Genomic DNA, 22,499 nt, shown 5'->3' with positions numbered 1-22,499 from the left:
GTGCGCGGCCGCGCATCATCTCCGCAAGCTTCGGCGCGCTGCCGCGGCGACGATCCCTTCACTCTGGCGGAGACACCAATGAAAAGCAGCCACACCCTCAAGACGCTTGCCCTGCTCTGCTGCCTGGGCATCCAGTGCGCGACGTCGGCATTCGCGGACGAACCGAAGAAGGTCGCATTCGTCGACACGGGCAATACCGGCCGCAGCGTGATGGCCGAGGCAATCGCAGGACAACTGATCGAGCAGCGGCACGCGCATATCGCGGTGATCTCGCGCGCGGTCGACGAGGATCCGTACGACGAAAAGCCCGAGGCCAACGGCGTGATCCTGATGAAGCGGCGCGGGATCGACACGTCCGCGCATCGTTCGGTGCAACTGAACGCGAACGACGTCAAGCATTCCGACGTGATCCTGACGATGACCGGCAAGCACAAGGAAAAGGTGCTCGCGCTCTATCCGTCGGCGGCCGGCAAGGTGTTCACGCTCGCCGAATACGCGACCGGCGAGCACAAGGACGTGCCCGACGCGTGGGGCAAGCCGATCGACTTCTACGAATCGGTGACCGCGCAGCTCGACGCGTTCATCCCCGCCGCACTCGACAAGGTCGCGACGGCCGCGCCCGCGAAGCCGTAACGCGGCCGCACCTGCCGGGTCGCCCGTCGCGTTGCGCGGCGGCGCCGGCCCCGGCAGGTTGATCACTCCGCAGTCCCCCCGCACGGCGCGTACTCCCCGCGCGCCAATGCGTTCGGCCGTTTGGCCGAATCGTCACCGCACGCCCCGAATGAAAGAATGATCGTCGTTCGGGAAACAGGCTTCATCACCCGAAATCCCGAACGACAAAGGCGCTGCATGCGTTCCGGCCACAGCATCGGTACGCAGCGTTCCGCCTCGATTTCGGCGGTCGGTCCCGCTGCATCGCGCTTGCTCCGCCTCTTCCGGCAAACCGTGCGATCACGTTGCTACCCATATACCCTTCATGTAGCTTATAAGTTACAATGCTCTCCAAGTTCGAACTGCTTCGCTATCAGCGCGACGACGGTCGCGAGCCGTTCACCGAATGGCTGAACGCCGTACGCGACAAACTCGCGCAAGCGCGGATCCGCGAACGCCTGCGCCGCGTGGAAACCGGAAATTTCGGCGATTGCGACGCTGTCGGCGAAGGCGTGATCGAACTGCGCATCCATGTCGGTGCGGGATATCGCGTGTATTTCGGCCGATACGGCGGTGCACTGGTGCTACTGCTGTTGGGTGGCGACAAGCACAGCCAACCCGACGACATCAGGCGCGCAAAGGAACACGGGTTGAACTGGAAGCGGAGGCAAACATGAACAAGCTGAAAGGCGCGGTATCGCACCACGACGCCGAAGTCGCCGAACTCGGCGCCGATCGCGAACTCGCGGTCGCTTATCTGCGCGTCGCGATGGAATCGCTCGACGATCCCGACAACCGCGCGGCCGGACTGCTCGCGCTGCGCACGGTCGCCGAAGCGTACGGCGGCCTCGGCGCGGTTGCCGCGGAAGCCGGCATCAGCCGCGAATCGCTGTATCGCACGCTGTCACCCAACGGCAACCCGACACTGAAAACCCTGCTCGCGGTGCTCAAGACCGTCGGCCTGCGCCTGTCCGTCGTCCCCGCGCAGCCAGCGCACGCGTAACCGCGCGCCGCACGCTCACGGCTGCACCATCCACACGAGCAGCATGTCCGCCGGCGCGGCACGCATCCCCGCCGGCGGATGCGCGATCGTCGGCTCGATCGCGAGCGCCTGCGCGATCGTCGCCGTATCGTCGATCGTCGTCGTGCGCACGATCGTCATCAGCCGCGCGGGCCGATGCAGCGTCTCGCGATACAACGCGCCGTACCACAGCGGCCGCATCCCGAGCGCATCCTGCAGCACATACGGATAACGCCACAGCCGCAGCACGAGGCGGCTGTCGGGCTGCTCCGGATCGACGCGCACGAACACGCGGCGCGTGCTCTCGCCGTGCGTGTAGCGCGGCAGCACGGGCAGCGTCCCGGCCGGCGCCTGCGGCAGCAGCCAGCGCAGCGCGGTCGCCGGCGACCACGGCGTCGCCCGCTGCCAGCCGGCCAGCGACAGATGGCGATCGAGCGTGTCCGACGTCGCGCACCATTGCAGCGGCAAGTACTCCTCGCGGTCGCCGCCGATCTCGGTGCGCCGCATCGGCACGCGCTGCCAGCCGCCGCGCATCCACTGATCGACGGTCATCGCCACGACATCGCCGACATGCGGACGCGCCGCGCGATCGAGCTGCCATTGCGCGGGCACGGTCCACACGCCCGCCGTCGCGAGCACGACGAGCACCGCGACGAGCGCGCCCCTCGGCTGCACGTGCTCGCGCACCTGCCAGTACGCATAGGCGCCGGCCAGCAGCGCGAACCAGGCGAGCCCGAGACTCCAGCCGCCGAGCAAGCCCGACAGCCACGTATCGCCGACATACAGCCGCGCGAAACCGCCCAGCACGATCCACAGCACGACCGCCGTCACGACCGGAATGCGCCACAGCGCGGGCCGGTCGCGCGCCAGCACCCAGCCGATGCCGCTGCTCGCGAGGATCGCGAATGCCGCATTGGCGTCGGGCAGCGGCACGTGCAGCGCGCCGGGCGGCAGGCTCGCGGGCGTCGTGCCGGGCATGCCGTCGCCGAACGCCGGCACGAGCACGACCGCGATGCCGACGGTCGCGAGCCACCAGGCGGAGGTCAGCCAGCAGCGATGGATCATCAGCCACACGAGAAACGCGGCCGCGACGATCAGCCCCGTATCGTGCCCGTGCAGCACGGCGAGCGCGCGCATCGCGGCGTCCACGGGCGGCGTGCGCAGGTTCTGCAGAAACGCATACAGCGCGATGTCGGCGTGCATCAGCGGATCGTTCGCGACGACGTCCTGCACGATGCCGGCGAACAGCCACACGCAGCCGACGAACAGCAGCGCGAGCACCGGCACCGCGCCCGGCAGGCGGCGCACCCGCGCGATGCCGTCGTGCAGCCGCGCGCCGAAGCGCGGCCAGCGATGGGCACACGCATGCACGGACGCAGCGATCGCGCGGTGCAGCAACGGCCCGCCGCGGCGCAGCGCGATGCGCACGCCGATCCACACCAGCGCGACCAGCGCGGCGACGACCAGCAGGATCACGGCGACCCGCACGCTGATCGCCGCGGCCAGCGCCGCCGACGCGCCGAACAGGATGCCCGGCGCGACGTGCACGGGCGCCCAGATCAGCGCCGACACGACGTTGACGGGATAGAACGAGCGCCGCGGCAGCGTCGCGCAGCCGACGACGACCGGCACGACCGCGCGCACCGGCGCCAGGAAACGCGCAAGCACGATGCTCTTGATGCCGTGCCGCAACACGAACTGCTCGCCGCGCGAATACGCGTCCGCATAGCCGACGCGCACCAGCCTGTTTCGCACCGCGCCGCGGTAGCGCCGTCCGAGTTCGTAACTGACCGCGTCGCCGACGATCGCGCCGGCGGCCGCGACACCGATCGTCGTCCAGCCGTCGAGCGCGCCCGCGCCGATCAGCGTGCCGGCCGCGAACATCACGGCGCCGGCCGGCACGAACGTGCCGACCAGCGCGATCGCCTCGGCACCGGCGGTGACGAACACGAGCGCCAGCACGAGCGCCGGATGCGCGCCGATCGCGCCGAGCCATGCGTGGATCGTGTCGCTCATCGCAGGCCGTGCGGCGTGGCGGCGCGACGTGCATGCGCCGGGCTCGCGGTGGCGTGGGGAGGGTTCATCGGCGTGTGCGCGCGTTCGAGACGGCCGGGGCCGGGGGCATCAGTCGAATTCGTGCTGGCGCGCATCGACCTCGAGCGGTGCGTCGTGATAGCCGACGGTCGCGATCTCGTGCAGATAGCGCGCGAGAAACGCGCCGATCGAGCCGGCCGCCTCGTACTGATGCACGTGGCGGAATTCATGCGTGAGCAGGCGTCGCGTGTCGTGGCCGCGCAGCACGAACACCGCATGGCCGAGCGTGAGGCCGATCGTCCCCGGCGACAGCAGCCCCGTGTCGCGCGCGATCGCGCCCAGCGCCGGCGTGTCGGGAAACGGCAGCCGGTCGGCGACCACGATCCGGATCCGTTCCGGCTGCGCGACGCCCACGGCCCGCGCGTCGTCGGCCTGCGCGGGCGTCGGCGGCCGGCCCTCTGCGAGCCCGTGCGCCGCCTGCGCAGCGGCCCACGCGACGGCGTCGGGCAGCGCGGACGGCAGGATGTCGGCGAGATCGATCATCGTGGCGGCTCCTCGGGACGGACAGGTCAATCGGGCACCAGTTTATCCCCGAATCAGGGCGATCCGCGAGGCGCGGCAGCGGCCCGGCCCCGGCGATTCCCCGGGAATACCCGCCCCGCCTGGCGCTATCGCCTGTACCATTTCCCGCCGATTATTTCGCTGCCGAATACGATCCACACCAGGATGTCTCAAAAATTTACCGCCGGTGCACCATTTCGCGCTTCGGCGGAATATATTGATCAGAAGAACTGCCGCGGCGGCGACCGGCAGAACAGCCCGCGGTGTCATCCCGAAGAGGGCCGCTAGATGATCAGGGTAATTCTGGCTGACGATCACGCAGTCATGCGCGACGGACTGCGTCACATCCTGGAAACGGCCGGCGGCTTCGAAATCGTCGGCGAGGCGAGCGACGGCTCGGCCACGCTCGAGCTGGCCGAGCATCGCGCCGCCGACGTGCTGCTGCTCGACCTGTCGATGCCCGCGCCGACCGGCATCGAGCTGATCCGGCTCGTCAAGACGCGCGCGCCGTCGCTGCGCACGCTCGTGCTGACGATGCACGCGGAGATGCAGTACGCGGCGCGCGCGTTCAAGGCCGGCGCCACCGGCTACCTGACGAAGGACAGCGCGACCGCCGAACTCGTCGAAGCCGTCGGCAAGGTGGCCGCGGGCGGCGTCTACGTGAGCCCGTCGGCGGCCGAAAGCCTGGCGCGCACGCTGCGCGCGCCGGCCGAAATGCTGCCGCACGAACGGCTGTCCGCGCGCGAACTCGACGTGATGCGCCGCATCGTCGCCGGCCAGACCGTCACGCGGATCGCATCCGAGCTCGCGCTGAGCGCGAAGACGGTGAGCACGTACAAGACGCGCATTCTCGAGAAGATGGATCTGCCGCACGAAGCCGCGCTGGTGCGCTACGCGGTGCGGCACGATCTCGACCTGGGCCTCGACGACGCATGACGTCCGCCTTCCGCTACCGCCCCGCCGCTGCCGACGGCGACGACGACACGCCGGAGCCGTCGCGGATGTTCATGTCGTCGCTGCCGCCGGACCGGCGCGAGCGGCGGCTCGCGATCGCGACGGTCGTCGTGTCGGCCGTGATCTTCGTTGCGCTCGCACCGTTCGCGGGCACGCAGCTTGCTCGGGTCTGGGGATTCATTCCCGTGTACCAGTCGGCGATCGTCGTCAACGACATGGTGACGGCCGGCCTCCTGCTCGGCCAGTACGCGATCCTGCGCGAGAAATCGCTGCTCGCGCTCGCGGGCGGCTATCTGTTCACGGCCTTCATGGCCGGCACGCACATGCTGAGCTTCCCCGGCCTGTTCACGCCGTCAGGCCTGCTCGGCGCGGGCGAACAGACCACCGCGTGGCTGTACCTGTTCTGGCACGGCGGCTTTCCGCTGGCGGTCGCCGCGTACGCGCTGCTGCGCGAGACGCCGCGCGCGCGCCAGCCGGCGGCGACGCAGCGCCGCGCGGCGATCCCGATTCTGCTCTGCATCGTATCGGTCGCGAGCGCAACCGTCGCGCTTGCCCTGCTCGCGACCGCCGGCCACGATCTGCTGCCGCGCATCATGCAGGGCAACCGGATGGCCGCGACGATGACCTATGCGATCACGACCGTCTGGGTGCTGAACCTCGCCGCGCTCGTGCTGATGTGGCGGCAGCGGCGGCCTCGTTCCGTGCTCGACCTGTGGGTGATGATCGTGCTCGTCGCGTGGCTGTTCGACATCGCGCTGTCGGCGATGCTGAATCACGGACGCTTCGATCTCGGCTTCTACGCGGGGCGAACCTACGGCCTCGTCGCGTCGGCCGTCGTGCTGTTCGCGCTGCTGTTCGAGAACGGCCGGCTGCATGCGCAGACGGTGCACGCGCTGGCCGGTGCGCGCTATCAGCATCTGCTGGTCGTGCAGAAGAGCGCGCAGCTCAACGACGCGAACGAGCGGCTCGAGCAACGTGTCGCCGCGCGCACCGCGCAGTTGAGCGCGTCGAACCGCGACTTGCGGCGCGAAGTCGAGGAGCGCGTGCGTGCGGAGCGGGCCTTGCAGGCGTCGCGCGAGGATTTGCGCGAGATCGCGGCGATCAGCGCGACCGCGCGCGAGGCCGAACAGCGCCGCATCGCGCGCGAACTGCACGACGAGCTCGCGCAGACCCTCGCGACGCTGAAGAACGATCTCGCATGGCTGCTCGATCACGTGCCGCAGGACGATGCGCCGCTGGCACGCAAGATCGCGGCGATGCATGCGCTCGCGCGCGACGCGGTGACGGCCACGCGGCGCATCGCATCGGACCTGCGGCCGCTGATGCTCGACGATCTCGGGTTTGCCGCGGCGATGCAATGGCTCGTCGAGGATTTCCGGCACCGTCGCGGGATGGCGTGCACGCTGCATGTCGAGCCGGGCGAACTGCAACTCGACGAACCGTATGCGACGGCCGTGTTCCGCATCGCGCAGGAAGCGCTCGCGAACGTCGCGCGGCACGCGGCCGCGTCGAGCGCGAGCGTGACGCTCCTGTATCGGGACGAGACGATCGCGCTGACGATTCGCGACGACGGTGCGGGCTTCGATCCCGGTGCGCCGCGCAAGTCGGGATCGTTCGGACTGGTGGGGCTGCGCGAGCGCGCGTATCTCGTCGGCGGCACGCTGCGCATCGATACGACGCTCGGCGAAGGGACGACGGTGGAGGTGGATATTCCGGTGGCGTCTGCGCATGTGGCGATCGCACATGGCGGGGATGGCGCTTCGCGGATGGGGCAATGAAGCGGCTGGAGCGGCCGCAGCCATTGCGGCGGCAAGGGATTGCCGCTGCAGTAGCGATCAGTAATAGTCCTCTTCTCGCTGATGCCGCACGGCGAGGATCGTGACGTGCTCCGCACTTTCGATCTCAAACAACACAGCACGTAGCCCGATGTACCGAAGGAAACGATCAGTTCGCGCAGAAACGGATTGCGCTCATCGATCTTGCGGCAGGTAAACGGGAACAATCGCAACATGGCCACGCCGCGTTCAATGGCTTGCGCGGCCCTCGCTGCCGCGTCCACATCACGTTCGAGCAGATATCGGTACAGTCGAACCAGGTCTTCACGCGCCGCCCGCGTATATCGGACCTGGTAGCTCAATCGGCCGCCTTCTTCGAACGAGCGGCTTCGAGCATGCGCTCGAGCTCGCTCTGAACATCGGCGGCATCGACGTATTCGCCCGTGCGCTGCGCCTCGGCACGCGACGCCAAACCTCGTGCGACGAATTCGCGCTGCACGCGTCGCCGAGCAATGCCGTCGCGCAACGCCGACTCCATGAATGCAGACAGCGTCTCGTTTTCCGCCAGGACCGATTCCGCTTCCTCACGCAACTGCGGATCGACTCGCAGCGCGGGCATCGTAGCCGTTTTCATTGCGTTCCCCACGCATTACAAATGTAATGCACGGTAGCACATCGCCCGAATCGACGGCAGTCCGCCGTTCGTTATAGCCGGACCATCAAGAACGCTCACGCCCGCGCCGCCACCATCCCCCGCTCCGAACGCGTCCACGCGACCAGCGCGCCGACGCCGAGCAGCGCGAGGCACACGATCGGCACGATCATCGGCCCGAACGCGGTGCCCGTCACCTTGCCCGCGAACGGCATCAGGTTCTGGCTGAAGAAGCCGCCCAGGTTGCCGATCGAATTGATCGCCGCGACGCTCGCCGCCGCACGCGCGCCGGTGAAGTAACGCGGCGGCATCGACCAGAAGCACGGATACAGCAGCGGAATGCACGCGCCGCCGAGCACGAGCGCGATGAAGCGCAGCGGCGTCGACGGCAGCACGAGGCTCAGCAGGAAGCCGAGCGCGCCGAGCGCCGCGACGATCGCGATCGTGCGCAGGATGCTCTTCGCACGGCGCAGCTTCGACGGCAGCCACAGCAGCAGCAGCACCGCGAGCGCCCACGGCAGCATGCTCAGCAACCCGTTCGTGCCGCTCGACACGCCGAACGACTTCACGATCGTCGGCAGCCAGTACGTGACGCCGTACAGCGACGTCGACATCAGCATGTAGGTCGCCGCGAACAGCATCACGCGCGGATCGAGCAGCGCCTTCCACGGCTGCGCATGCTCGGCCTGCGCCGGCTTCTCGCGTTCGAGCGCGGCCGCGACGATCTGCTTCTCGCGTTCATCGAGGAACGGCGCGTCGCGGAACGATGCGGGCAACACGCGGAACACGACGATCGCGACGATCACCGCCGGGATGCCCGTCGCCACGAACACCCACTGCCAGCCCGCCAGCCCCCACACGCCGTTCAGGCTCAGCAGCACGCCGCCGACCAGCGAGCCGAGCATGTTCGCGAGCGCGCTGCCGAGCGTGAAGATGCCCAGCACCTTCGCGCGGTAACTCTGCGGGAACCACAGCGTCAGGTAATAGATCACGCCCGGATAGAAGCCGGCCTCGGCGATCCCCAGCAGGAAACGCAGCGAACAGAACGCGGGCATCGACGTCGTGAAGCCCATCAGCACGGTGATGAGGCCCCACGTCAGCATGATCCGCGCGAGCCACACGCGGGCCCCGAAGCGATGCAGCGCGAGCGTGCTCGGCACCTCGAACAGCAGGTAGCCGATGAAGAACAGCGACGACGCGAGACCGAACGCGGCCTCGGTCATCCCGAGGCTGTGCACCATCTGCAGTTTCGCGAAACCGACGTTCTGCCGGTCGATGAACGCGATCAGGAACATCACGACGAGGATGGGCAACAGGCGTCGCGCCATCTTCGACATGATGCGCTGCTCTTCGGCGGACGCGGGGTCCAGGGTTTCGGTGGCATTCACTGCGGGCTCCTCCGTGAATCGGTTGCTTGTCGGTTGAATCGGCGCCGCACGCGACGGGCGCGCGGGCACGGAAATATGTCGATGAATGGTGCGCGGCGTGCGGCGCCTCGCTGCGGCGCTCAGCCCGACCGGTAGTCGTCGAGCATCGGCGCGAACATCTCGTGCCACGCACGCGGCTTCGCCTTGATCGTGCCGGCGAGATACAGGAATTCGACGTAATCCATCAGCTGGTTCGGCCGCACCGAGAAGCGCGTGTCGGGCGCGGCGAGCATCTGCATCACGTCGTCGTGCGACACGCCGACGCCCGACGACGCCGCGTACAGCGCAGCGGCCGCGCGCGGATCCTGCGCGATCAGGCGATTCGCTTCGTCGAGCGCGCCGAGAAACGCCACGGCCAGCGCGGGCTCCGCATCGACGAGCCGCTTCGGCGCGAACACGACGTCGAGCGTCATCGGGCCCAGCACGTCGACCGAATTCACGACGCGATGAATGCCCGGCTGCCGCAACTCGAGCGTCGAGAACGGCGGCGACGTGAAATGCGCGGTGACGCCGTTCTCGCGACGGATCAGCGCCTGCATCGCCTGCGGATGCGGCAGGTTCACGGTGATCGAGTCGAGCTGCGCGAAATGCTTCGCGCCGAGCTGCCGGCTCGCGACCATCTGCAGCACGACCGCCGACAGCGACGTGCGGATGCCCGGCACCGCGATCCGGTCGGCGCGCGTGAAGTCGTGCAGCGATGCGAGACCGGGACGGTTCGCATTGAGCGACAACGATGTGGTCGACAACCCGCTGATGCCGATCACCTCGACGTTCGGAATGCCGCGCGCCCGCGCCCACAGCTCGATGAAGCCGGGCGCGCCGGCGCCCGCGAAATCGAGCGTGCCGGCCATCATCGCGTCGTTGACGGAATTGCCGCCGTCGAGCAGCACCCAGTCGACCGCGATCTCGCGCAGGCCGTGCCGCGCCGCGTGCCGCTCGAACAGCCGCTGCTTCTCCATCACGAGCAGCGGCAGGTAGAGCACGCCGTAGCCTTTCGAGATCCGCACGGTGCGCGGCGTCGAGTGCACGAGAGACGGCGCCCCGAGCACGCCCAGCGCGCCCAGGCCGGCGGCGATCAGCGCGCGGCGGCGTAGCGACGTCGTCATGCGCGCGCCCGGCTGCCGAAGACGGCGGACGGCGCCGCGCCGGCCGGCGTCGCGCTTGCGTACGCATCCGGCCGCGGGGTCGTCGTGTCCGTGACATGCTGCATGTTGCCGTCTCCTCTGGTATTAATGCCGTCTTCGCTTGTTCCGGCTCGACACAGGTTATCGAGCGAGTCTGAGAAAATGCTGACATCCCCGCCCCGGGAAAACCCCTAACCCATCTACCTGCGAACCGGCACCATGCGCATTCTCGTCGTGGAGGACGATGCCGAAATCGGCGCGGCGATCCGCAGCCGCCTCGCGCGGCTCGGCCATGCCGTCGATCTGGAAACCGACGGCGCGACCGCGAACGGCCTGCTGCGCGTCGAGCGCTTCGATCTCGTCGTGCTCGATGCGAACCTGCCCGGCCTCGACGGCTTCGCGGTGCTGCGCAACCTGCGCGCATCGGGCAGCACGACGCCGGTGCTGCTCGTCACCGCGCGCTCCGCGATCGACGACCGCGTGAGCGGCCTCGGCCTCGGCGCCGACGACTATCTGGTGAAGCCGTTCGACTACCGCGAGCTCGACGCGCGCGTGCAGGCGCTGCTGCGCCGCAACAGCGGCCATGCGAACGACGTGCTGACGCTCGGCGGCCTCGTGATCGACCGCAGCAGCCGCCTCGCGGAACTCGACGGCCAGCCGCTGTCGCTGTCGCGCCAGGAGTTCGCGCTGCTCGAGATTCTCGCGAGCCGCCCGCAGCGGATCTTCTCGAAGGACGAATTGCTGAACCAGTTGTTCAGCTTCGGCAACGAGCCGACCGCGAACGCGGTCGAGCAATACGTGACGCGCGTGCGCAGGAAGCTGCAGGGCAGTTCGGTCGAAATCCGCACCGCGCGCGGGATGGGGTATCAGATTGTCGCGCATTGACTGGTTCCCGAAGACGCTGTTCGGGCGCACGCTGCTGTTCATCGCGCTCGTCGTCGCGACCGGCGCGCTCGCGCTGGCCGCGATCGCGCGCTACTACGCAGGCGTCGCGGCCGAACGCGCTTACGACCAGTTGCTTGCCGGCGCGTCGATCCAGGTCGCGGAGAACCTGTACGTCCAGGGCGGCGTGCTCGCGCTGAACCCGCCGGTCGCCGCGCTGTCGACGCTGTCGCGCTACGACCTCGTCTACTACAAGGTCGTCGATTCGCGCGGCGTCGTGGTGGCCGGCTACAACGATCTCGCGAGCCCGGTGGCGCTCGCCGCCGCGAAACAGGGCCCGGCGTTCGCGAACGCCGTGTACCAGGGGCACCGGATCCGCACCGCGACCATCGCGCGCTACATGCCCGAGGAAAGCACGCCGGGCTGGGCGCTCGTCACCGTTGCGCAGACAACCAACGCGCGCCAGCAGCTGACCAACGACATGAGCATCAAGGTGTGGACGCTGATCCTGCTGATGAGCGTGCTCGCGATCGGTGCGAGCGGCCTCGCGATCCGGCGCGGGCTGCGCCCGCTCGCGCAGATCGGCGCGATCATCGCCGCGCGCGACCCGGCCGACCTGCGGCCGGTGGCCGTCGACACGCCGAGCGAGATCGACGCGATCATCGGTTCGATCAACGGGCTGATGCGCCGCCTCGCCGAACGGATCAACGCGATGCAGCGCTTCATCGCCGACGCCGCGCACCAGATGCGCACGCCGCTCGCGCGACTCGACGCGCAGATCGAACTGCTCGACGGCGAGGCCGATCCCGCGCGTCACGCGGCGCGGCTCGATGCGCTGCGCGCGACCTGCTCGGACGTCGGGCGGCTCACCGGGCAGTTGCTCAATCATGCGATGGTGATCCATCGCACCGAGGCCGTGCCGCTGCAACCCGTCGAACTCGTCGCGCTCGCGAAGGACGTGCTCGGCCGCGCGATTCCGCTGGCAGACGCGCGCGATGTGGCCGTTGCATTCGCCAGCGATTCACCGCATGCGTGGATCGACGGCGATGCGATCAGCTTGCAGGAGGCGCTGTCGAACGTGCTGCACAACGCGCTGCTGCATGGGCATGCGGACGACCTCGTCGTGTCGGTCGCCGCCGCGGGCAATGCGGACGATACGGTGACGCTGACCGTCACCGACAACGGGCAAGGCATCCCACGCGAACATTGGGATGCGGCGTTGCAGCCGTTCGTGCGGATCGCGCCGGACGGCACCGAGCGTCGCACCGGGTCGGGCCTCGGGCTCGCGATCGTGCAGGAAGTGATGAAGGCGCATGGCGGGCGCGTCGGATTCGCGTTTCCCGATGCGGGCGGGTTTGCGGTGGTGCTGACGTTTCCGCGGCCGGTGACGGCCCACGCGAGCAAAGCCCCGGTTCGCCGGACGACCTGACGCAGCGCCGGTCGCACGGCAGCGGGCGACCGACGCTCAACCGTCGCTGTCGCGATCGTCGGCGTTGCGCGCCGCATGCCGCGCCACCAGCCGGTCCAGCTCGTCATAGTGGCCGTCGCAGAAGAGGCGGCACAACGTGTCGACGTCGACGCGTTTCCTGACGTCGATCGTTTCGACGTACTGTTCCAGCTTCGCCTTTCCCATGCCGAACAGTCCCTTCTTCATCCGCATGGAAACGACATTCAACTGAAAGCCGTCCGAGTGTGCGTCGCTCAGCGCGCTGATCCACAATTCGCGCTGATCGCCGGCATGCTGCAGCACGAGCGCGGGCAACGGGCCGTCCTGCAACGCGTTCCAGTCGGCATGCTGCGCGGCCCACGGGAATGCGTCGAAGGCCTGCGTGAACGACGCGTAGTCCGTCGCGCCCTCGGGATCCAGCTGGTTGTAGTCGTAGCCGACTTTCTGCGTGGAATAGGTCAACATGGCGCGGTGGTCTCCGTGGCGTCGATCGCGACAGAACGCTAATCTACTCCACATTTCACCGCGCGCGGCCGCGCCGGCTCGCGCGACCTACGCCGCCACCGCCTCCCCGCCGAGATACGCATCGCGCACGCGCTCGTCGTCGAGCAGCGTTTTCGCGGGCCCTTCGAGCACCACGCGCCCCGTCTGCAGCACGTATCCGTAGTGCGCGATCTCCAGCGCGAGGCTCGCGTTCTGCTCGACCATGAACACCGTCACGCCCTGCCGGTTGATCGTATCGATCAGCTCCAGCACCTTGTCGACGTACAGCGGCGACAGCCCCATCGTCGGCTCGTCCATGCAGATCAGCTTCGGCCGCGCCATCAGCGCACGCGCCATCGCGAGCATCTGCTGCTCGCCGCCCGACAGCGTGCCCGCCCGCTGCGCGAGCCGTTCGCGCACTCGCGGAAACAGGTCGAGCACCCGCTCGTAATCGTCGGCCACCGCGGCGCGGTCGCCACGCGTATATGCACCCATCAGCAGGTTCTCGCGCACGCTCATGTCGCCGAACAGACGCCGCGCTTCGGGCACGGCCGCGATCCCGCGCCGCACCCGCTGCGGCGTCGCGAGCGCCGTCACGTCGCCGCCGTCGAAACGCACGACGCCGCGACGCGGCCGCATCAGCCCGAGAATCAGCTTCATCGTCGTCGACTTGCCGCTCGCGTTGCCGCCGAGCAGGCTCACGATCTGCCCGCGGCCGACCGCGACATTCACGTCGAAGTGCACCTGCACCGGCCCGTAGAACGTGTCGAGGTGTTCGAGTTTCAGCAGCGCATCGGTCATGATCGTGGTCGTATCGGGTCCGGACGAAAGCGCGCTCATGCGGCCGCCTGCACGGTGCGCTCGGCTGCCGCGCCGCCTGCGTGACGGCGGCCGAGGTAGGCCTCGATCACGCGCGTATCGCGCCGCACGTCGCGTGGCGCCCCTTCGGCGATCTTCACGCCGTTGTCGAGCACCATCATGCGATCGGACACGCGCATCACGAGTTCGAGCTTGTGCTCGATCAGCAGGATCGTCAGCCCGCGCGCCTTCAGCGACTGAATCAGTTGAAGCATCTCGGCCGTCTCCGTCTCGTTCATCCCGGCCGTCGGCTCGTCGAGCAGCAGCAGGCGCGGATGCAGCGCGAGCGCGCGGCCGATCTCCACGCGCCGCCGGTTCGCATACGACAGGCTGTGCGCCGGATGATCGATGCGCGGCGTGAGCCGCTCGCCGAAGCCGGCGACGATGTCGCGCGCCTCGTCGCGCAGCGCCGCTTCCTCGCGGCGCACCGACGCGGGCCGCACGAGCGCGCGCCATACCTCGGCCGCCGCGCCGAGCGCGGGCCAGCCGGGCCGGGCCGCACGCAGCCGCGCATGCGCGCCGATCAGCACGTTGTCGAGCACGCTCAGGTTGCCGAACACGCGGCCGTGCTGGAACGTGCGCGCGATGCCGAGCGCCGCGAGCCGTTCCGGCGCGGTGCCGGTGATGTCGCGGCCGTCGAACGTCACGCGGCCGGCATCGGGCCGGTCGGCGCCCGCGATCAGGTTGAACAGCGTCGATTTGCCCGCGCCGTTCGGGCCGATCACGCTGAGCAGTTCGCCGTCGGCGAGCGTGAGGCTGGCGCCGTCGAGCGCGGTCACGCCGTCGAAGCGACGCGTCAGGCCCTGCACGTCGAGCAAGGGTCGGGGGGTGGTCATCGCGTTTTCCTCACACCGTGCCGAGCAGGCCCTGCGGCCGGAACCGGACGAGCAGCAGCAGCACGAGCCCGTAGATCAGCATCCGGTAATCGGCCGCCCAGCGGAACAGTTCGGGCAGCCCGATCAGTGCAATCGCGCCGACGATGCCGCCGAGCACGTTGCCCAGCCCGCCCAGGATCACCATCGTCAGCGCGAGAATCGACACCTGAGAATCGAAGGTCTGGTGATTGATGTAGCTGTACAGATGGGCGGCGATGCCGCCGCTCACGCCGGCCGCGCCCCCGCCCACCGCGAACGCGATCGCCTTGTAGCGGTTCGGCGCGATGCCGTGCGCACGGGCGGCGACGTCGTCCTCGCGCACCGCGCGCAGCGTGCGGCCGAGATGCGAGCGCAACAGCCGCACCTGCACGAGCGCGAACACGACGAGCACCGCGAACGTGAACCAGTACGCGGCGCGCGCGGTCGTCGCCCACGGCAGCGGCGCGATGCCGGTGATGCCGAGCGGGCCGCGCGTGAGGCTGTCCCAGTTCAGGATCACGAGGCTCACTACTTCGCCGATGCCGAGCGTCGCGATCGACACGTAGTGTCCGCGCAGCCGGAACGCCGGGTAGACGAGCAGCGTGCCGAGCACGGCGGTGATCGCGCCCGCGCACGGAATCGTCACGGCGGGCGACCAGCCGAGATCCGACGACAGCAGCGCCGACGCGTACGCACCGATCACGAGCAGCGCCGCATGGCCGAGCGAGATCTGCCCGACCGTGCCCGCGACGAGCGTGAGGCTCAACGCGAGCAGGCCGTACAGCCACGCGTTGGTCAGCGTCTGCAGCACGTACGGCGACGCACCGAGCCACGGCAGCACGGCCGCCAGCGCGATCAGCACAGCGAGCAGCGGACGCGGCACGCGCACCGCCTTCGCGGCCGCGAGGAAGGTGCCCGTCATCGGCTCCGGCGGCAGCGCGCGGTTCGCGCTGAACAGCCCGTTCGGCCGCCACACGAGGAATACGATCAGCAGTCCGAACGCGAACAGGTCGCGGTAGCTCGTGCCGAACAGCGCGACGCCGTAGCTCTCGACGAGACCGAGCAGCAGGCTGCCCGCGATCGCGCCCGGCACGTTGCCGAGCCCGCCGATCAGCAACGCGACCACGCCCTTCAGCGTCGCCTGGAAACCCATCGCCGGGTCGATGCTGTTGTAGTACATGCCGACCAGCAGCCCGCTCACGCCGCCGAGCGCGCACGCGATCGCGAACACCGTCTGGTTCACGCGATCGACGTCGACGCCCATCTGCAGCGCGGCGTCGCGATCCTGCGCGGTCGCGCGCACGGCCCAGCCGAGCCGCGTGAAGCGCAGGAAGCCGTACAGCAGCGCGGCCGCCGCGATGCCGATGCCGGCGATCAGCAGGTCGAGCGCGCCGAGCGTCGCGCCGGCGATCCGCACGTGCCAGTCGGGCAACGGCGTCGGCACCGCGCGCGGGTCCGCGCCGAACACGAGTTGCGCGAGCTGGTCGAGGATGAAGCTGATGCCGATCGTCGCGAGCAGCGGCGCGATGCGCGCCGCGTGGCGCAGCGGCCGCAGCCCGATCCGCTCGATCGCGATGCCGAGCGCGCCGCAGCCGACGACGACCGCCGCGAGCGCGACCGGCAGCGGTAGCCCGAAGCGCGTCAGGCACAGCCAGCCGATGAACGCGCCGGCCATGTAGACCGAGCCGTGCGCGAAGTTGATCAGGTGCGACACGCCGAAGATCAGCGCGAGCCCAACCGCGAGCAGTGCGTAGATGTTGCCGACGATGAGGCCGTTGAGCGTGTAGTCGAGCCAGGAAGCCATCACGATGCGTCCGTCTTGTGCATGCGGGTCAGAGTCAGGTTCACGTCCGGATTCAGCGCGCCGCGATCTGCGGCTTCGCGCCATCCCACAGCGCCCACTGCCCCTGCTTCACGACGAGATACACGGTGCGCGCGCCCGCGACGCGGCGCGTCTGCGGATCGAAGCGCACCTTGCCGAAGATCACGCTCGGCACGTCGCTCACCTTCGCGAAGCCGTCGTGCGCGGCCTGGCGCGTCGTGCCGTAGCGGCGCAACACGTCGGCCGACAGGATCAGCGCGTCGTACGCGCGCGCGACGAACGAATCCGGATCGGTATGGAATTTCGCGCGATAGCGCTGCACGAACGCCTGCACTTCGGGGCGCGGCTCGGCCGGGAAAAAGTTCGATTCCGTATAGACGCCATCCACAGCCGTGCCGCCGAGTTCGAGGAACTTCGGCGAATACACGGAGCCGACCGCTGCGATCGGCAGCGTGACGCCCGACGTGCGCGCCTGCCGCACGATCTGCGCGCCGTCCGCGTAGTACGAAATCAGCACGATCGAATCGGGCTTCGATTCACCGATGCGCACGAGCGTCGAGCGGAAATCCTTCTCCGTCGGCTGGTAGCCCTCGGCCGCGACGACCTGCGCGCCGAGCCCCGTCGCTGCCTTCGCGAAGATGTCCTTGCTGGTGCGGCCCCAGTCGGTGTTCAGGTACAGCACCGCGATCCGCTTGAAGCCGAGTTCCTTCACCGCGTAGCGCGCGAGCAGCGGCTGCTCTTCGGCCTGGCTCAACGCGGTGCTCCACAGATAGTCGCCGCCCTTCGTGAAATCCGGATGCGAGTTCGTGAAGCCGAACTGGATCAGTTGCCCGCGCTGATAGATCGGCGACGCGGCCATCGACGTCGCGCTGGAGAAGTCGCCGAGCTCGATCACGACGCGCGGGTCCGCGACGAATTTCTGTGCGATCGCCACGGCCTGGCGCGGATCGCTGCGGCTGTCCTGGAAGTCGATCGCGAGCGGCCGGCCATGAATGCCGCCGCTGCCGTTGATCTCGTCGAGCGCGAGATCGAAACCGCGCTTCCACTGCTCGCCGTATTGCGCGTCCTGCCCGGTGAGCGGCCCGCTCACGCCGATCACGACCGGCTCGCCCGCCACACCCGCCGCGAGCGCGCCGCCCGTCGACAAACCCCATGCGGCAGCCAGCGCCGCCACCGTGCCCAGCACGCGCCGCCATGCGCCGCGTGTGTCGTTCCCCGAAACGTTCATGCGTCCCCCAGCTTCAGTCGATCGAAAAGAGTGAGGGCATGTAACCATCCGGTTCAGGGCGTTCCAACGAAGTTTTGCGCATATCGATATCGCGCACGGCGCGAAGCGAAGCGCACGCGCGACGGTGTCCCGCGGTTCGCGCGTCGCGCGCCGCACCGGCGCACGGCGCAGCACGTTGATTCGATTGACGTTTCACGCGCGGCGCCGATGGCGGCCGATGCGCGCGCATGCATGACCGGCCGTCGCGGCACGCGTGCGCTTCGCATGTTTCGCGCTGTCGATAGCAAAAATCATTATATGAATCACGCATGCTCGTACTCCTACAATGCGCAAATCGCATCATCGGAACGCGTCATGGAGCTGCATCAACTCGAAGCCTTTTCCGCGGTCATGTCGGCCGGCAGCGTGACCGGCGCGGGCGAACTGCTCGGCCGCTCGCAGCCGGCCGTCACGCGGCAGATCCAGGAGCTCGAAGCCGATCTCGGCTACGCGCTGTTCGACCGGCACGGCCCGCGCGTGACGCCGACGCGGCGCGCGTTCCTGCTCTACGAGGAAGTCGAGCGCTCGCTCGTCGGGCTGCGCGCGATCGAAGCGCGTGCCCGCGCACTCGGCGACGAAACGGCCGAACCCGTGCGCATCGCGGCGACGCCTTCGCTCGCGGCCACGCTCGTGCCGACCGCGCTTGCCGCGCTGCCCGACGGCGCGCATGCGCCGCACTATCAGTTGCGCAGCGAGTCGGCCGAACACGTCGTGCACGAGGTGCTGGCCGGCACCGCCGATATCGGCGTCGTCACGCTGCCGATGGCGCATGCAGGGCTCGACGTGCACTGGATCGCGCAGACGCCATGCGTCGCCGTGTTGCCCGCCGACGATCCGCTCGCGACGAAGCCGCGCATCGCGCTGCGCGATCTCGCGCGGCGCCGCATCGTGACGGTCGCGAACCGGCACCGGCTGCGCCAGCGGATCGATGCCGCATTCGCCGCCGCACGCGTCGATGCGCGCGTATTCATCGAAACCAATGCATCGTTGAATGCCGTGATGGCCGCGCGCGCGGGCGTCGGAATCGGCATCGTCGATCCCGCGACCGGCGTCGCGCTGCCGGTGGACGGCGTCGTCGCGCGCCCGCTCGACGTCGACATCCCGTTCGCGTTCGGCGTCGCGACACCGGCCGGCAAAGCGCGCACGGCCGCCGTCGACGCGCTGCTCGACGCGTTGCATCGCACGACGCGCACGCTGCTCGACGACGTGATCTTTCACGACGCCGCGGCGCACGACGCGCTGCTGCGCGGCGACCGGCTGCGCCCGGATCGCTCGACCCGGGCCGCACGCGCTGCGGGCACCGCACGCACGCGCCGGACGCGCCGGGAGGCCGCATGACGACGCCCGCCACACTCGCAGCCCTCGAAGCGCGGCTCGCGCAGGATCTTCGCTGGCTCGATTTGCCCGCCCCGTCGTGGGTGCCGCCGCGCACCGTCGACGGCACGCGCGTGCTCGACGTCGCCATCGTCGGCGGCGGCATGGCGGGGCTCGCCGCGTCGGCCGAACTGCGTCTGCTCGGCATCGACAACCAGTGCGTGATCGACCGCGCGCCGGCCGGTTACGAAGGCCCGTGGATCACGTTCGCGCGCATGGAGACGCTGCGTTCGCCGAAGCAACTCACCGGCCCCGCGCTGGGACTCCCCGCGCTGACGTTCCGCGCGTGGTTCGAAGCGCAATACGGCCACGATGCATGGGATGCGCTCTACAAGATCCCGCGCACGCAATGGATGGATTACCTGCGCTGGTATCGCCACGTGCTCGATCTGCAGGTGCGCAACGACACCTCGCTCGTCGCGCTGCGTCCGCGCGACGACGGCCTGCTCGCGCTCGACGTCCGCGCAAACGGCGAAGGCGACACGCTGCTCGCGCGGCACGTCGTGCTGGCCACCGGCCGCGACGGACTCGGCGGCCCGTACGTGCCGCCCGTCGCGCAACGTGCGCCGCGCACGCGTTGGGCCCACTCGTCGGAGCCGATCGATTTCGCGGCGCTCGCCGGCAAGCGCGTCGGCGTGGTCGGCGCGGGTGCGTCCGCGTTCGACAATGCGGGCACGGCGCTCGAAGCCGGCGCCGCACGCGTCGACCTGTTCTTCCGCCGTGCGGACATTCCGCGCATCAACAAGCTGACGGGCATCGGCAGCCCCGGCCTCGTGCACGGCTACGCCGATCTCGACGACGCGACGAAGTGGCGCTTCATGCACTACGCGCTGACGTCGCAGACACCGCCGCCGCGCGACAGCGTGCTGCGCGTGTCCCGGCATGCGCATGCGTATTTCCATCCGGGCAGCCCGGTCGACACGCTCGTCGAACACGCGGACGGCCTCGACGTGATCACGCCGCGCGGCCGCTACACGGTCGACTTCCTGATCTTCGCGACGGGTTTTCATTCGGACTGGACGACGCGCGCGGAATTCGCATCGTTCGGGCCGCACGTGCGGCGCTGGAAGGATCGCTATCGTCCCGAACCGGACACGTCGCTCGACGAGCTCGCCGAGTCGCCCGATCTCGGCCCCGCGTTCGCGTTCCAGGAGCGCGAGCCCGGCGCATGCCCGGCCATCACGCGCATTCATTGCTTCAACCATGCGGCGAGCCTCAGCCACGGCAAGCTGTCCGGCGACATCCCCGCGATCAGCGCCGGCGCCGAACGGCTCGCGCGCGGCATCGCGAGCCGGCTGTTCGATGCCGATCGCGACCGCCACTACGACGCGCTCGTCGCGTTCGCGAACGCCGAACTGCAAGGCGACGAATGGCGCGACGCCGACACCGATGCATGAAAACCACTGCGATCAACGACTCTCGAAAACGGAACCCACCACGATGACCGAACCCGTCACGCCGGCCGCCACGCCGGATACGATCGACGCCGTCGCCGGCTTGCGCGACGGCGATGCGGTAACCGCCCTGCGTCGTGCCCGCGACAAGGTGCTGCTGCATACGCGATCGAGCGAAGCCGCGCTGTTCGATCCCGCGCTGCCCGATCTTTCGCTGGTCGAACGATTGCATGCGGCGCGGTACGTCGCGCGGCGCGCGAACGCGCATGCACTCGCCGCAACCTATCGCACGCGACTGCTCGATGCGGGCGGCACGCCGGACGACATCGCGCATGCGGACGCCGATGCGTTCGACGCGCTGCCGCCACGCATCGGCGCACTGCTCGCGCATGCACGCCGGCTGACGCTGTCGCCTGTCGATGCGCGGCGGTCCGATCTCGATGCGCTGAAATCGGCCGGGCTCACGACGCCGGCGATCGTCGCGCTGTCGCAACTCGTCGCGTTCGTGACCTATCAATTGCGCGTCGCCGCGGCCGCGCGCGCGTTGCAGGCACGCGCCGGCAAGGAGGCCGCATGACGACCACGCCCGCCCACGGCTTCACGTCCGACACGCTCGGCTGGCGCGCGTGGCTCGACACCGTGCCGCTCGACGGCGCAACGGCCGACCAGCTCGCGGTGCTCGAAGCGAGCCACCCGCATGCGAAAACGTCCGACTATTACCTGCTGCTCGTCCATCTGCCCGAGATCCTGCGGCAGCGCTCGGGCGTGTTCAACGCGATCATGTACGGCCCCGGCGGGCTGTCGCGCGCGGAGCGCGAGCTGGCAAGCACGGCCGTGTCGCGCGTGAACGGCTGCGTGTATTGCGCGTCGGTGCATGCGCAACGCTTCACGCAGCTCGCGAAACGCACCGATGCGATCGAACAGGTGTTCGACGATCCGGCCAGCGCCGGCACGACCGCGCGCGAACGCGCGATCATCCGCTATGCGATCGCGCTGACCGAACGGCCCGACGCGGTCGGCGAGCACGACATCGCCGCGCTCGAAGCGGAAGGGCTCACGCATGAGGAAATTCTCGACCTGTCGCATGCCATCGCGATCTTCGCGTGGGCGAACCGGTTGATGCTGACGCTGGGCGAGCCGGTGTTTCCGGAGCCGGCGGCCAACGCCTGATGCACCGACGCGGGGTGTCGCCGACACCCCGCGCTTCTCCAGAGATCCCCGCCGTCCCGCTTGACGGCCGCGCGCCTACCGATTATGGTACAGTCATTCAACAATTCTGGAAATGCGATGGCGCGCCCCAGGGAATTCGACGAAGACGCGGTGCTCGACGCCGTGATGGACACCTTCTGGCGCTACGGCTACGAGGCGACGTCCGCGCAGGATCTCGTGCAGGCCACCGGCCTCGGCCGCGGCAGCCTGTATGCGGCGTACACGAGCAAGGACGGCCTGTTCGAGCAGGCCATGCTGCGCTACAACCGGCGTTCGCGCGAGAACGTCGACCTGCTTCGCGGGCCGGGCCCCGTGCTGGACTGCTTGCGCACGCTGCTGGTCGGCGTCGTCGACGACGATCTGAACGCAGCCCGGAAGCGCGGCTGCCTCGCGACGAATACGGCGATCGAACGCGCGAGCCGCGACGCGCATGTGGCGGAGCTCGTGCGCGAGAACTTCCGGATCATGCGCGCGGGCATCCAGGAGGCCATCGAGCGCGGCCAGGCAACCGGCGAAATCGACGCCGCCGGCCACGCCGAAGATCTCGCATGGTTCGTGTTCAACGCGATGCAGGGGCTGCGTGTGCTCGCGAAAACCTCGACCGGCAAGGACCGGAAGCGGCTCATCGCCATCATGGACCGGACACTGCGCGCGCTCGGCTGAGCAAAATTTTTTGCCCAATTATGGAATGATCGTTCCACAAAAAGGAC

Annotated in this window: 22 protein-coding genes and 1 pseudogene; 12 read left to right on the top strand and 11 right to left on the bottom strand. The window is 69.1% G+C overall.

Annotation, left to right across the window (positions count from 1 at the left end; translation table 11 throughout):
- Nucleotides 1–78: 78 nt before the first annotated feature.
- The 3 genes from BME24068_RS21355 to BME24068_RS21345 all read left to right on the top strand — a co-directional run bounded on the left by BME24068_RS21355 (nucleotide 79) and on the right by BME24068_RS21345 (nucleotide 1,654).
- Nucleotides 79–633: an arsenate reductase/protein-tyrosine-phosphatase family protein gene (locus BME24068_RS21355; protein WP_174927273.1), complete on the top strand. Its 555-nt coding sequence runs from the start codon at nucleotides 79–81 to the stop codon at nucleotides 631–633.
- Between the two features lie 362 nt (nucleotides 634–995).
- On the top strand, nucleotides 996–1,328 hold the full coding sequence (locus tag BME24068_RS21350) for a type II toxin-antitoxin system RelE/ParE family toxin (protein ID WP_174927272.1): 333 nt from the start codon (nucleotides 996–998) through the stop codon (nucleotides 1,326–1,328).
- Nucleotides 1,325–1,654 (top strand): helix-turn-helix domain-containing transcriptional regulator, encoded by a 330-nt coding sequence (locus BME24068_RS21345; RefSeq protein ID WP_047901651.1) that lies wholly within the window; start codon nucleotides 1,325–1,327, stop codon nucleotides 1,652–1,654. The genes BME24068_RS21350 and BME24068_RS21345 overlap by 4 nt, the downstream gene beginning before the upstream one ends.
- Nucleotides 1,655–1,669: 15 nt before the next feature.
- On the opposite strand, the gene BME24068_RS21340 is transcribed toward BME24068_RS21345, so the two are convergent.
- Both BME24068_RS21340 and BME24068_RS21335 read right to left on the bottom strand, forming a co-directional pair.
- On the bottom strand, nucleotides 1,670–3,688 hold the full coding sequence (locus BME24068_RS21340; protein WP_174927271.1) for a VTT domain-containing protein: 2,019 nt from the start codon (nucleotides 3,686–3,688) through the stop codon (nucleotides 1,670–1,672).
- A 108-nt stretch (nucleotides 3,689–3,796) separates the two neighbouring features.
- Nucleotides 3,797–4,249, bottom strand: coding sequence for a hypothetical protein (locus BME24068_RS21335; protein WP_096500228.1), 453 nt, complete (start codon nucleotides 4,247–4,249; stop codon nucleotides 3,797–3,799).
- A 306-nt stretch (nucleotides 4,250–4,555) separates the two neighbouring features.
- Between BME24068_RS21335 and BME24068_RS21330 the strand changes: the two genes are divergently transcribed.
- Nucleotides 4,556–5,203, top strand: coding sequence for a response regulator (locus BME24068_RS21330; protein WP_096500230.1), 648 nt, complete (start codon nucleotides 4,556–4,558; stop codon nucleotides 5,201–5,203).
- Complete coding sequence (locus BME24068_RS21325) at nucleotides 5,200–6,999, top strand: sensor histidine kinase (RefSeq protein WP_174927270.1); 1,800 nt, start codon at nucleotides 5,200–5,202, stop codon at nucleotides 6,997–6,999. Before BME24068_RS21330 ends, BME24068_RS21325 begins: the two co-directional genes overlap by 4 nt.
- Before the next feature lie 57 nt (nucleotides 7,000–7,056).
- Here BME24068_RS21325 and BME24068_RS21320 read toward each other — a convergent pair.
- The 4 genes and pseudogenes from BME24068_RS21320 to BME24068_RS21305 all read right to left on the bottom strand — a co-directional run bounded on the left by BME24068_RS21320 (nucleotide 7,057) and on the right by BME24068_RS21305 (nucleotide 10,181).
- Nucleotides 7,057–7,358 (bottom strand): annotated as a pseudogene (locus BME24068_RS21320) (type II toxin-antitoxin system RelE/ParE family toxin).
- A complete protein-coding gene (locus BME24068_RS21315) occupies nucleotides 7,355–7,630 on the bottom strand; it encodes a YlcI/YnfO family protein (protein ID WP_096500236.1) in 276 nt (91 codons plus the stop codon). Before BME24068_RS21315 ends, BME24068_RS21320 begins: the two are co-directional and overlap by 4 nt.
- Nucleotides 7,631–7,725: 95 nt before the next feature.
- Nucleotides 7,726–9,036, bottom strand: coding sequence for an MFS transporter (locus BME24068_RS21310; RefSeq protein ID WP_174927269.1), 1,311 nt, complete (start codon nucleotides 9,034–9,036; stop codon nucleotides 7,726–7,728).
- Nucleotides 9,037–9,155: 119 nt separating this feature from the next.
- Nucleotides 9,156–10,181: an ABC transporter substrate-binding protein gene (locus BME24068_RS21305; protein ID WP_096500238.1), complete on the bottom strand. Its 1,026-nt coding sequence runs from the start codon at nucleotides 10,179–10,181 to the stop codon at nucleotides 9,156–9,158.
- Nucleotides 10,182–10,418: 237 nt separating this feature from the next.
- Here BME24068_RS21305 and BME24068_RS21300 point away from each other — a divergent pair, with 237 nt between their 5' ends.
- Nucleotides 10,419–11,084, top strand: coding sequence for a response regulator transcription factor (locus tag BME24068_RS21300; RefSeq protein WP_174927268.1), 666 nt, complete (start codon nucleotides 10,419–10,421; stop codon nucleotides 11,082–11,084).
- On the top strand, nucleotides 11,071–12,510 hold the full coding sequence (locus BME24068_RS21295; protein ID WP_096500242.1) for a sensor histidine kinase: 1,440 nt from the start codon (nucleotides 11,071–11,073) through the stop codon (nucleotides 12,508–12,510). The genes BME24068_RS21300 and BME24068_RS21295 overlap by 14 nt, the downstream gene beginning before the upstream one ends.
- 36 nt (nucleotides 12,511–12,546) lie before the next feature.
- Here the strand turns inward: BME24068_RS21295 and BME24068_RS21290 are convergent, their stop codons facing one another.
- The 5 genes from BME24068_RS21290 to BME24068_RS21270 form a co-directional block, all read right to left on the bottom strand.
- Complete coding sequence (locus BME24068_RS21290; protein WP_096500244.1) at nucleotides 12,547–12,993, bottom strand: hypothetical protein; 447 nt, start codon at nucleotides 12,991–12,993, stop codon at nucleotides 12,547–12,549.
- 87 nt (nucleotides 12,994–13,080) lie between these two features.
- A complete protein-coding gene (locus BME24068_RS21285; RefSeq protein WP_174927267.1) occupies nucleotides 13,081–13,851 on the bottom strand; it encodes an ABC transporter ATP-binding protein in 771 nt (256 codons plus the stop codon).
- Entirely contained in the window at nucleotides 13,848–14,705 is an 858-nt protein-coding gene (locus BME24068_RS21280; protein WP_174927266.1) for an ABC transporter ATP-binding protein, read from the bottom strand. The genes BME24068_RS21285 and BME24068_RS21280 overlap by 4 nt, the downstream gene beginning before the upstream one ends.
- 10 nt (nucleotides 14,706–14,715) lie before the next feature.
- Nucleotides 14,716–16,527: an ABC transporter permease gene (locus BME24068_RS21275; RefSeq protein WP_174927265.1), complete on the bottom strand. Its 1,812-nt coding sequence runs from the start codon at nucleotides 16,525–16,527 to the stop codon at nucleotides 14,716–14,718.
- Between the two features lie 52 nt (nucleotides 16,528–16,579).
- Nucleotides 16,580–17,773 (bottom strand): ABC transporter substrate-binding protein, encoded by a 1,194-nt coding sequence (locus BME24068_RS21270; protein ID WP_096500252.1) that lies wholly within the window; start codon nucleotides 17,771–17,773, stop codon nucleotides 16,580–16,582.
- A 354-nt stretch (nucleotides 17,774–18,127) separates the two neighbouring features.
- Here BME24068_RS21270 and BME24068_RS21265 point away from each other — a divergent pair, with 354 nt between their 5' ends.
- The 5 genes from BME24068_RS21265 (at nucleotide 18,128) to BME24068_RS21245 (ending at nucleotide 22,452) form a co-directional block, all read left to right on the top strand.
- Nucleotides 18,128–19,150 (top strand): LysR family transcriptional regulator, encoded by a 1,023-nt coding sequence (locus tag BME24068_RS21265; protein WP_174927264.1) that lies wholly within the window; start codon nucleotides 18,128–18,130, stop codon nucleotides 19,148–19,150.
- The gene (locus tag BME24068_RS21260) at nucleotides 19,147–20,583 is read left to right on the top strand and encodes an NAD(P)-binding domain-containing protein (protein ID WP_174927263.1); all 1,437 of its coding nucleotides are present in this window, start codon (nucleotides 19,147–19,149) and stop codon (nucleotides 20,581–20,583) included. The genes BME24068_RS21265 and BME24068_RS21260 overlap by 4 nt, the downstream gene beginning before the upstream one ends.
- Before the next feature lie 43 nt (nucleotides 20,584–20,626).
- Nucleotides 20,627–21,157: a CMD domain-containing protein gene (locus tag BME24068_RS21255; protein WP_174927262.1), complete on the top strand. Its 531-nt coding sequence runs from the start codon at nucleotides 20,627–20,629 to the stop codon at nucleotides 21,155–21,157.
- Entirely contained in the window at nucleotides 21,154–21,750 is a 597-nt protein-coding gene (locus tag BME24068_RS21250; RefSeq protein WP_174927261.1) for a peroxidase-related enzyme, read from the top strand. Before BME24068_RS21255 ends, BME24068_RS21250 begins: the two co-directional genes overlap by 4 nt.
- Nucleotides 21,751–21,867: 117 nt before the next feature.
- A complete protein-coding gene (locus BME24068_RS21245) occupies nucleotides 21,868–22,452 on the top strand; it encodes a TetR/AcrR family transcriptional regulator (RefSeq protein WP_174927260.1) in 585 nt (194 codons plus the stop codon).
- The last annotated feature ends 47 nt before the right edge of the window (nucleotides 22,453–22,499 follow it).

This window comes from Burkholderia anthina, assembly GCF_902498995.1.
Taxonomy (GTDB): domain Bacteria; phylum Pseudomonadota; class Gammaproteobacteria; order Burkholderiales; family Burkholderiaceae; genus Burkholderia; species Burkholderia anthina.
The sequence above is the reverse complement of the archived record's forward strand: the minus strand, read 5'-3'. Positions and strand labels throughout refer to the sequence as shown.

What these genes read in the sequence shown, in the direction of transcription:
- BME24068_RS21355 (WP_174927273.1), top strand. Translation starts at nt 79, where the DNA reads ATGAAAAGCAGCCACACCCTCAAGACGCTTGCCCTGCTCTGCTGCCTG.
- BME24068_RS21350 (WP_174927272.1), top strand. Translation starts at nt 996, where the DNA reads ATGCTCTCCAAGTTCGAACTGCTTCGCTATCAGCGCGACGACGGTCGC.
- BME24068_RS21345 (WP_047901651.1), top strand. Translation starts at nt 1,325, where the DNA reads ATGAACAAGCTGAAAGGCGCGGTATCGCACCACGACGCCGAAGTCGCC.
- BME24068_RS21340 (WP_174927271.1), bottom strand. Translation starts at nt 3,688, where the DNA reads ATGAGCGACACGATCCACGCATGGCTCGGCGCGATCGGCGCGCATCCG.
- BME24068_RS21335 (WP_096500228.1), bottom strand. Translation starts at nt 4,249, where the DNA reads ATGATCGATCTCGCCGACATCCTGCCGTCCGCGCTGCCCGACGCCGTC.
- BME24068_RS21330 (WP_096500230.1), top strand. Translation starts at nt 4,556, where the DNA reads ATGATCAGGGTAATTCTGGCTGACGATCACGCAGTCATGCGCGACGGA.
- BME24068_RS21325 (WP_174927270.1), top strand. Translation starts at nt 5,200, where the DNA reads ATGACGTCCGCCTTCCGCTACCGCCCCGCCGCTGCCGACGGCGACGAC.
- BME24068_RS21315 (WP_096500236.1), bottom strand. Translation starts at nt 7,630, where the DNA reads ATGAAAACGGCTACGATGCCCGCGCTGCGAGTCGATCCGCAGTTGCGT.
- BME24068_RS21305 (WP_096500238.1), bottom strand. Translation starts at nt 10,181, where the DNA reads ATGACGACGTCGCTACGCCGCCGCGCGCTGATCGCCGCCGGCCTGGGC.
- BME24068_RS21300 (WP_174927268.1), top strand. Translation starts at nt 10,419, where the DNA reads ATGCGCATTCTCGTCGTGGAGGACGATGCCGAAATCGGCGCGGCGATC.
- BME24068_RS21290 (WP_096500244.1), bottom strand. Translation starts at nt 12,993, where the DNA reads ATGTTGACCTATTCCACGCAGAAAGTCGGCTACGACTACAACCAGCTG.
- BME24068_RS21285 (WP_174927267.1), bottom strand. Translation starts at nt 13,851, where the DNA reads ATGAGCGCGCTTTCGTCCGGACCCGATACGACCACGATCATGACCGAT.
- BME24068_RS21280 (WP_174927266.1), bottom strand. Translation starts at nt 14,705, where the DNA reads ATGACCACCCCCCGACCCTTGCTCGACGTGCAGGGCCTGACGCGTCGC.
- BME24068_RS21275 (WP_174927265.1), bottom strand. Translation starts at nt 16,527, where the DNA reads ATGGCTTCCTGGCTCGACTACACGCTCAACGGCCTCATCGTCGGCAAC.
- BME24068_RS21270 (WP_096500252.1), bottom strand. Translation starts at nt 17,773, where the DNA reads ATGAACGTTTCGGGGAACGACACACGCGGCGCATGGCGGCGCGTGCTG.
- BME24068_RS21265 (WP_174927264.1), top strand. Translation starts at nt 18,128, where the DNA reads ATGGAGCTGCATCAACTCGAAGCCTTTTCCGCGGTCATGTCGGCCGGC.
- BME24068_RS21260 (WP_174927263.1), top strand. Translation starts at nt 19,147, where the DNA reads ATGACGACGCCCGCCACACTCGCAGCCCTCGAAGCGCGGCTCGCGCAG.
- BME24068_RS21255 (WP_174927262.1), top strand. Translation starts at nt 20,627, where the DNA reads ATGACCGAACCCGTCACGCCGGCCGCCACGCCGGATACGATCGACGCC.
- BME24068_RS21250 (WP_174927261.1), top strand. Translation starts at nt 21,154, where the DNA reads ATGACGACCACGCCCGCCCACGGCTTCACGTCCGACACGCTCGGCTGG.
- BME24068_RS21245 (WP_174927260.1), top strand. Translation starts at nt 21,868, where the DNA reads ATGGCGCGCCCCAGGGAATTCGACGAAGACGCGGTGCTCGACGCCGTG.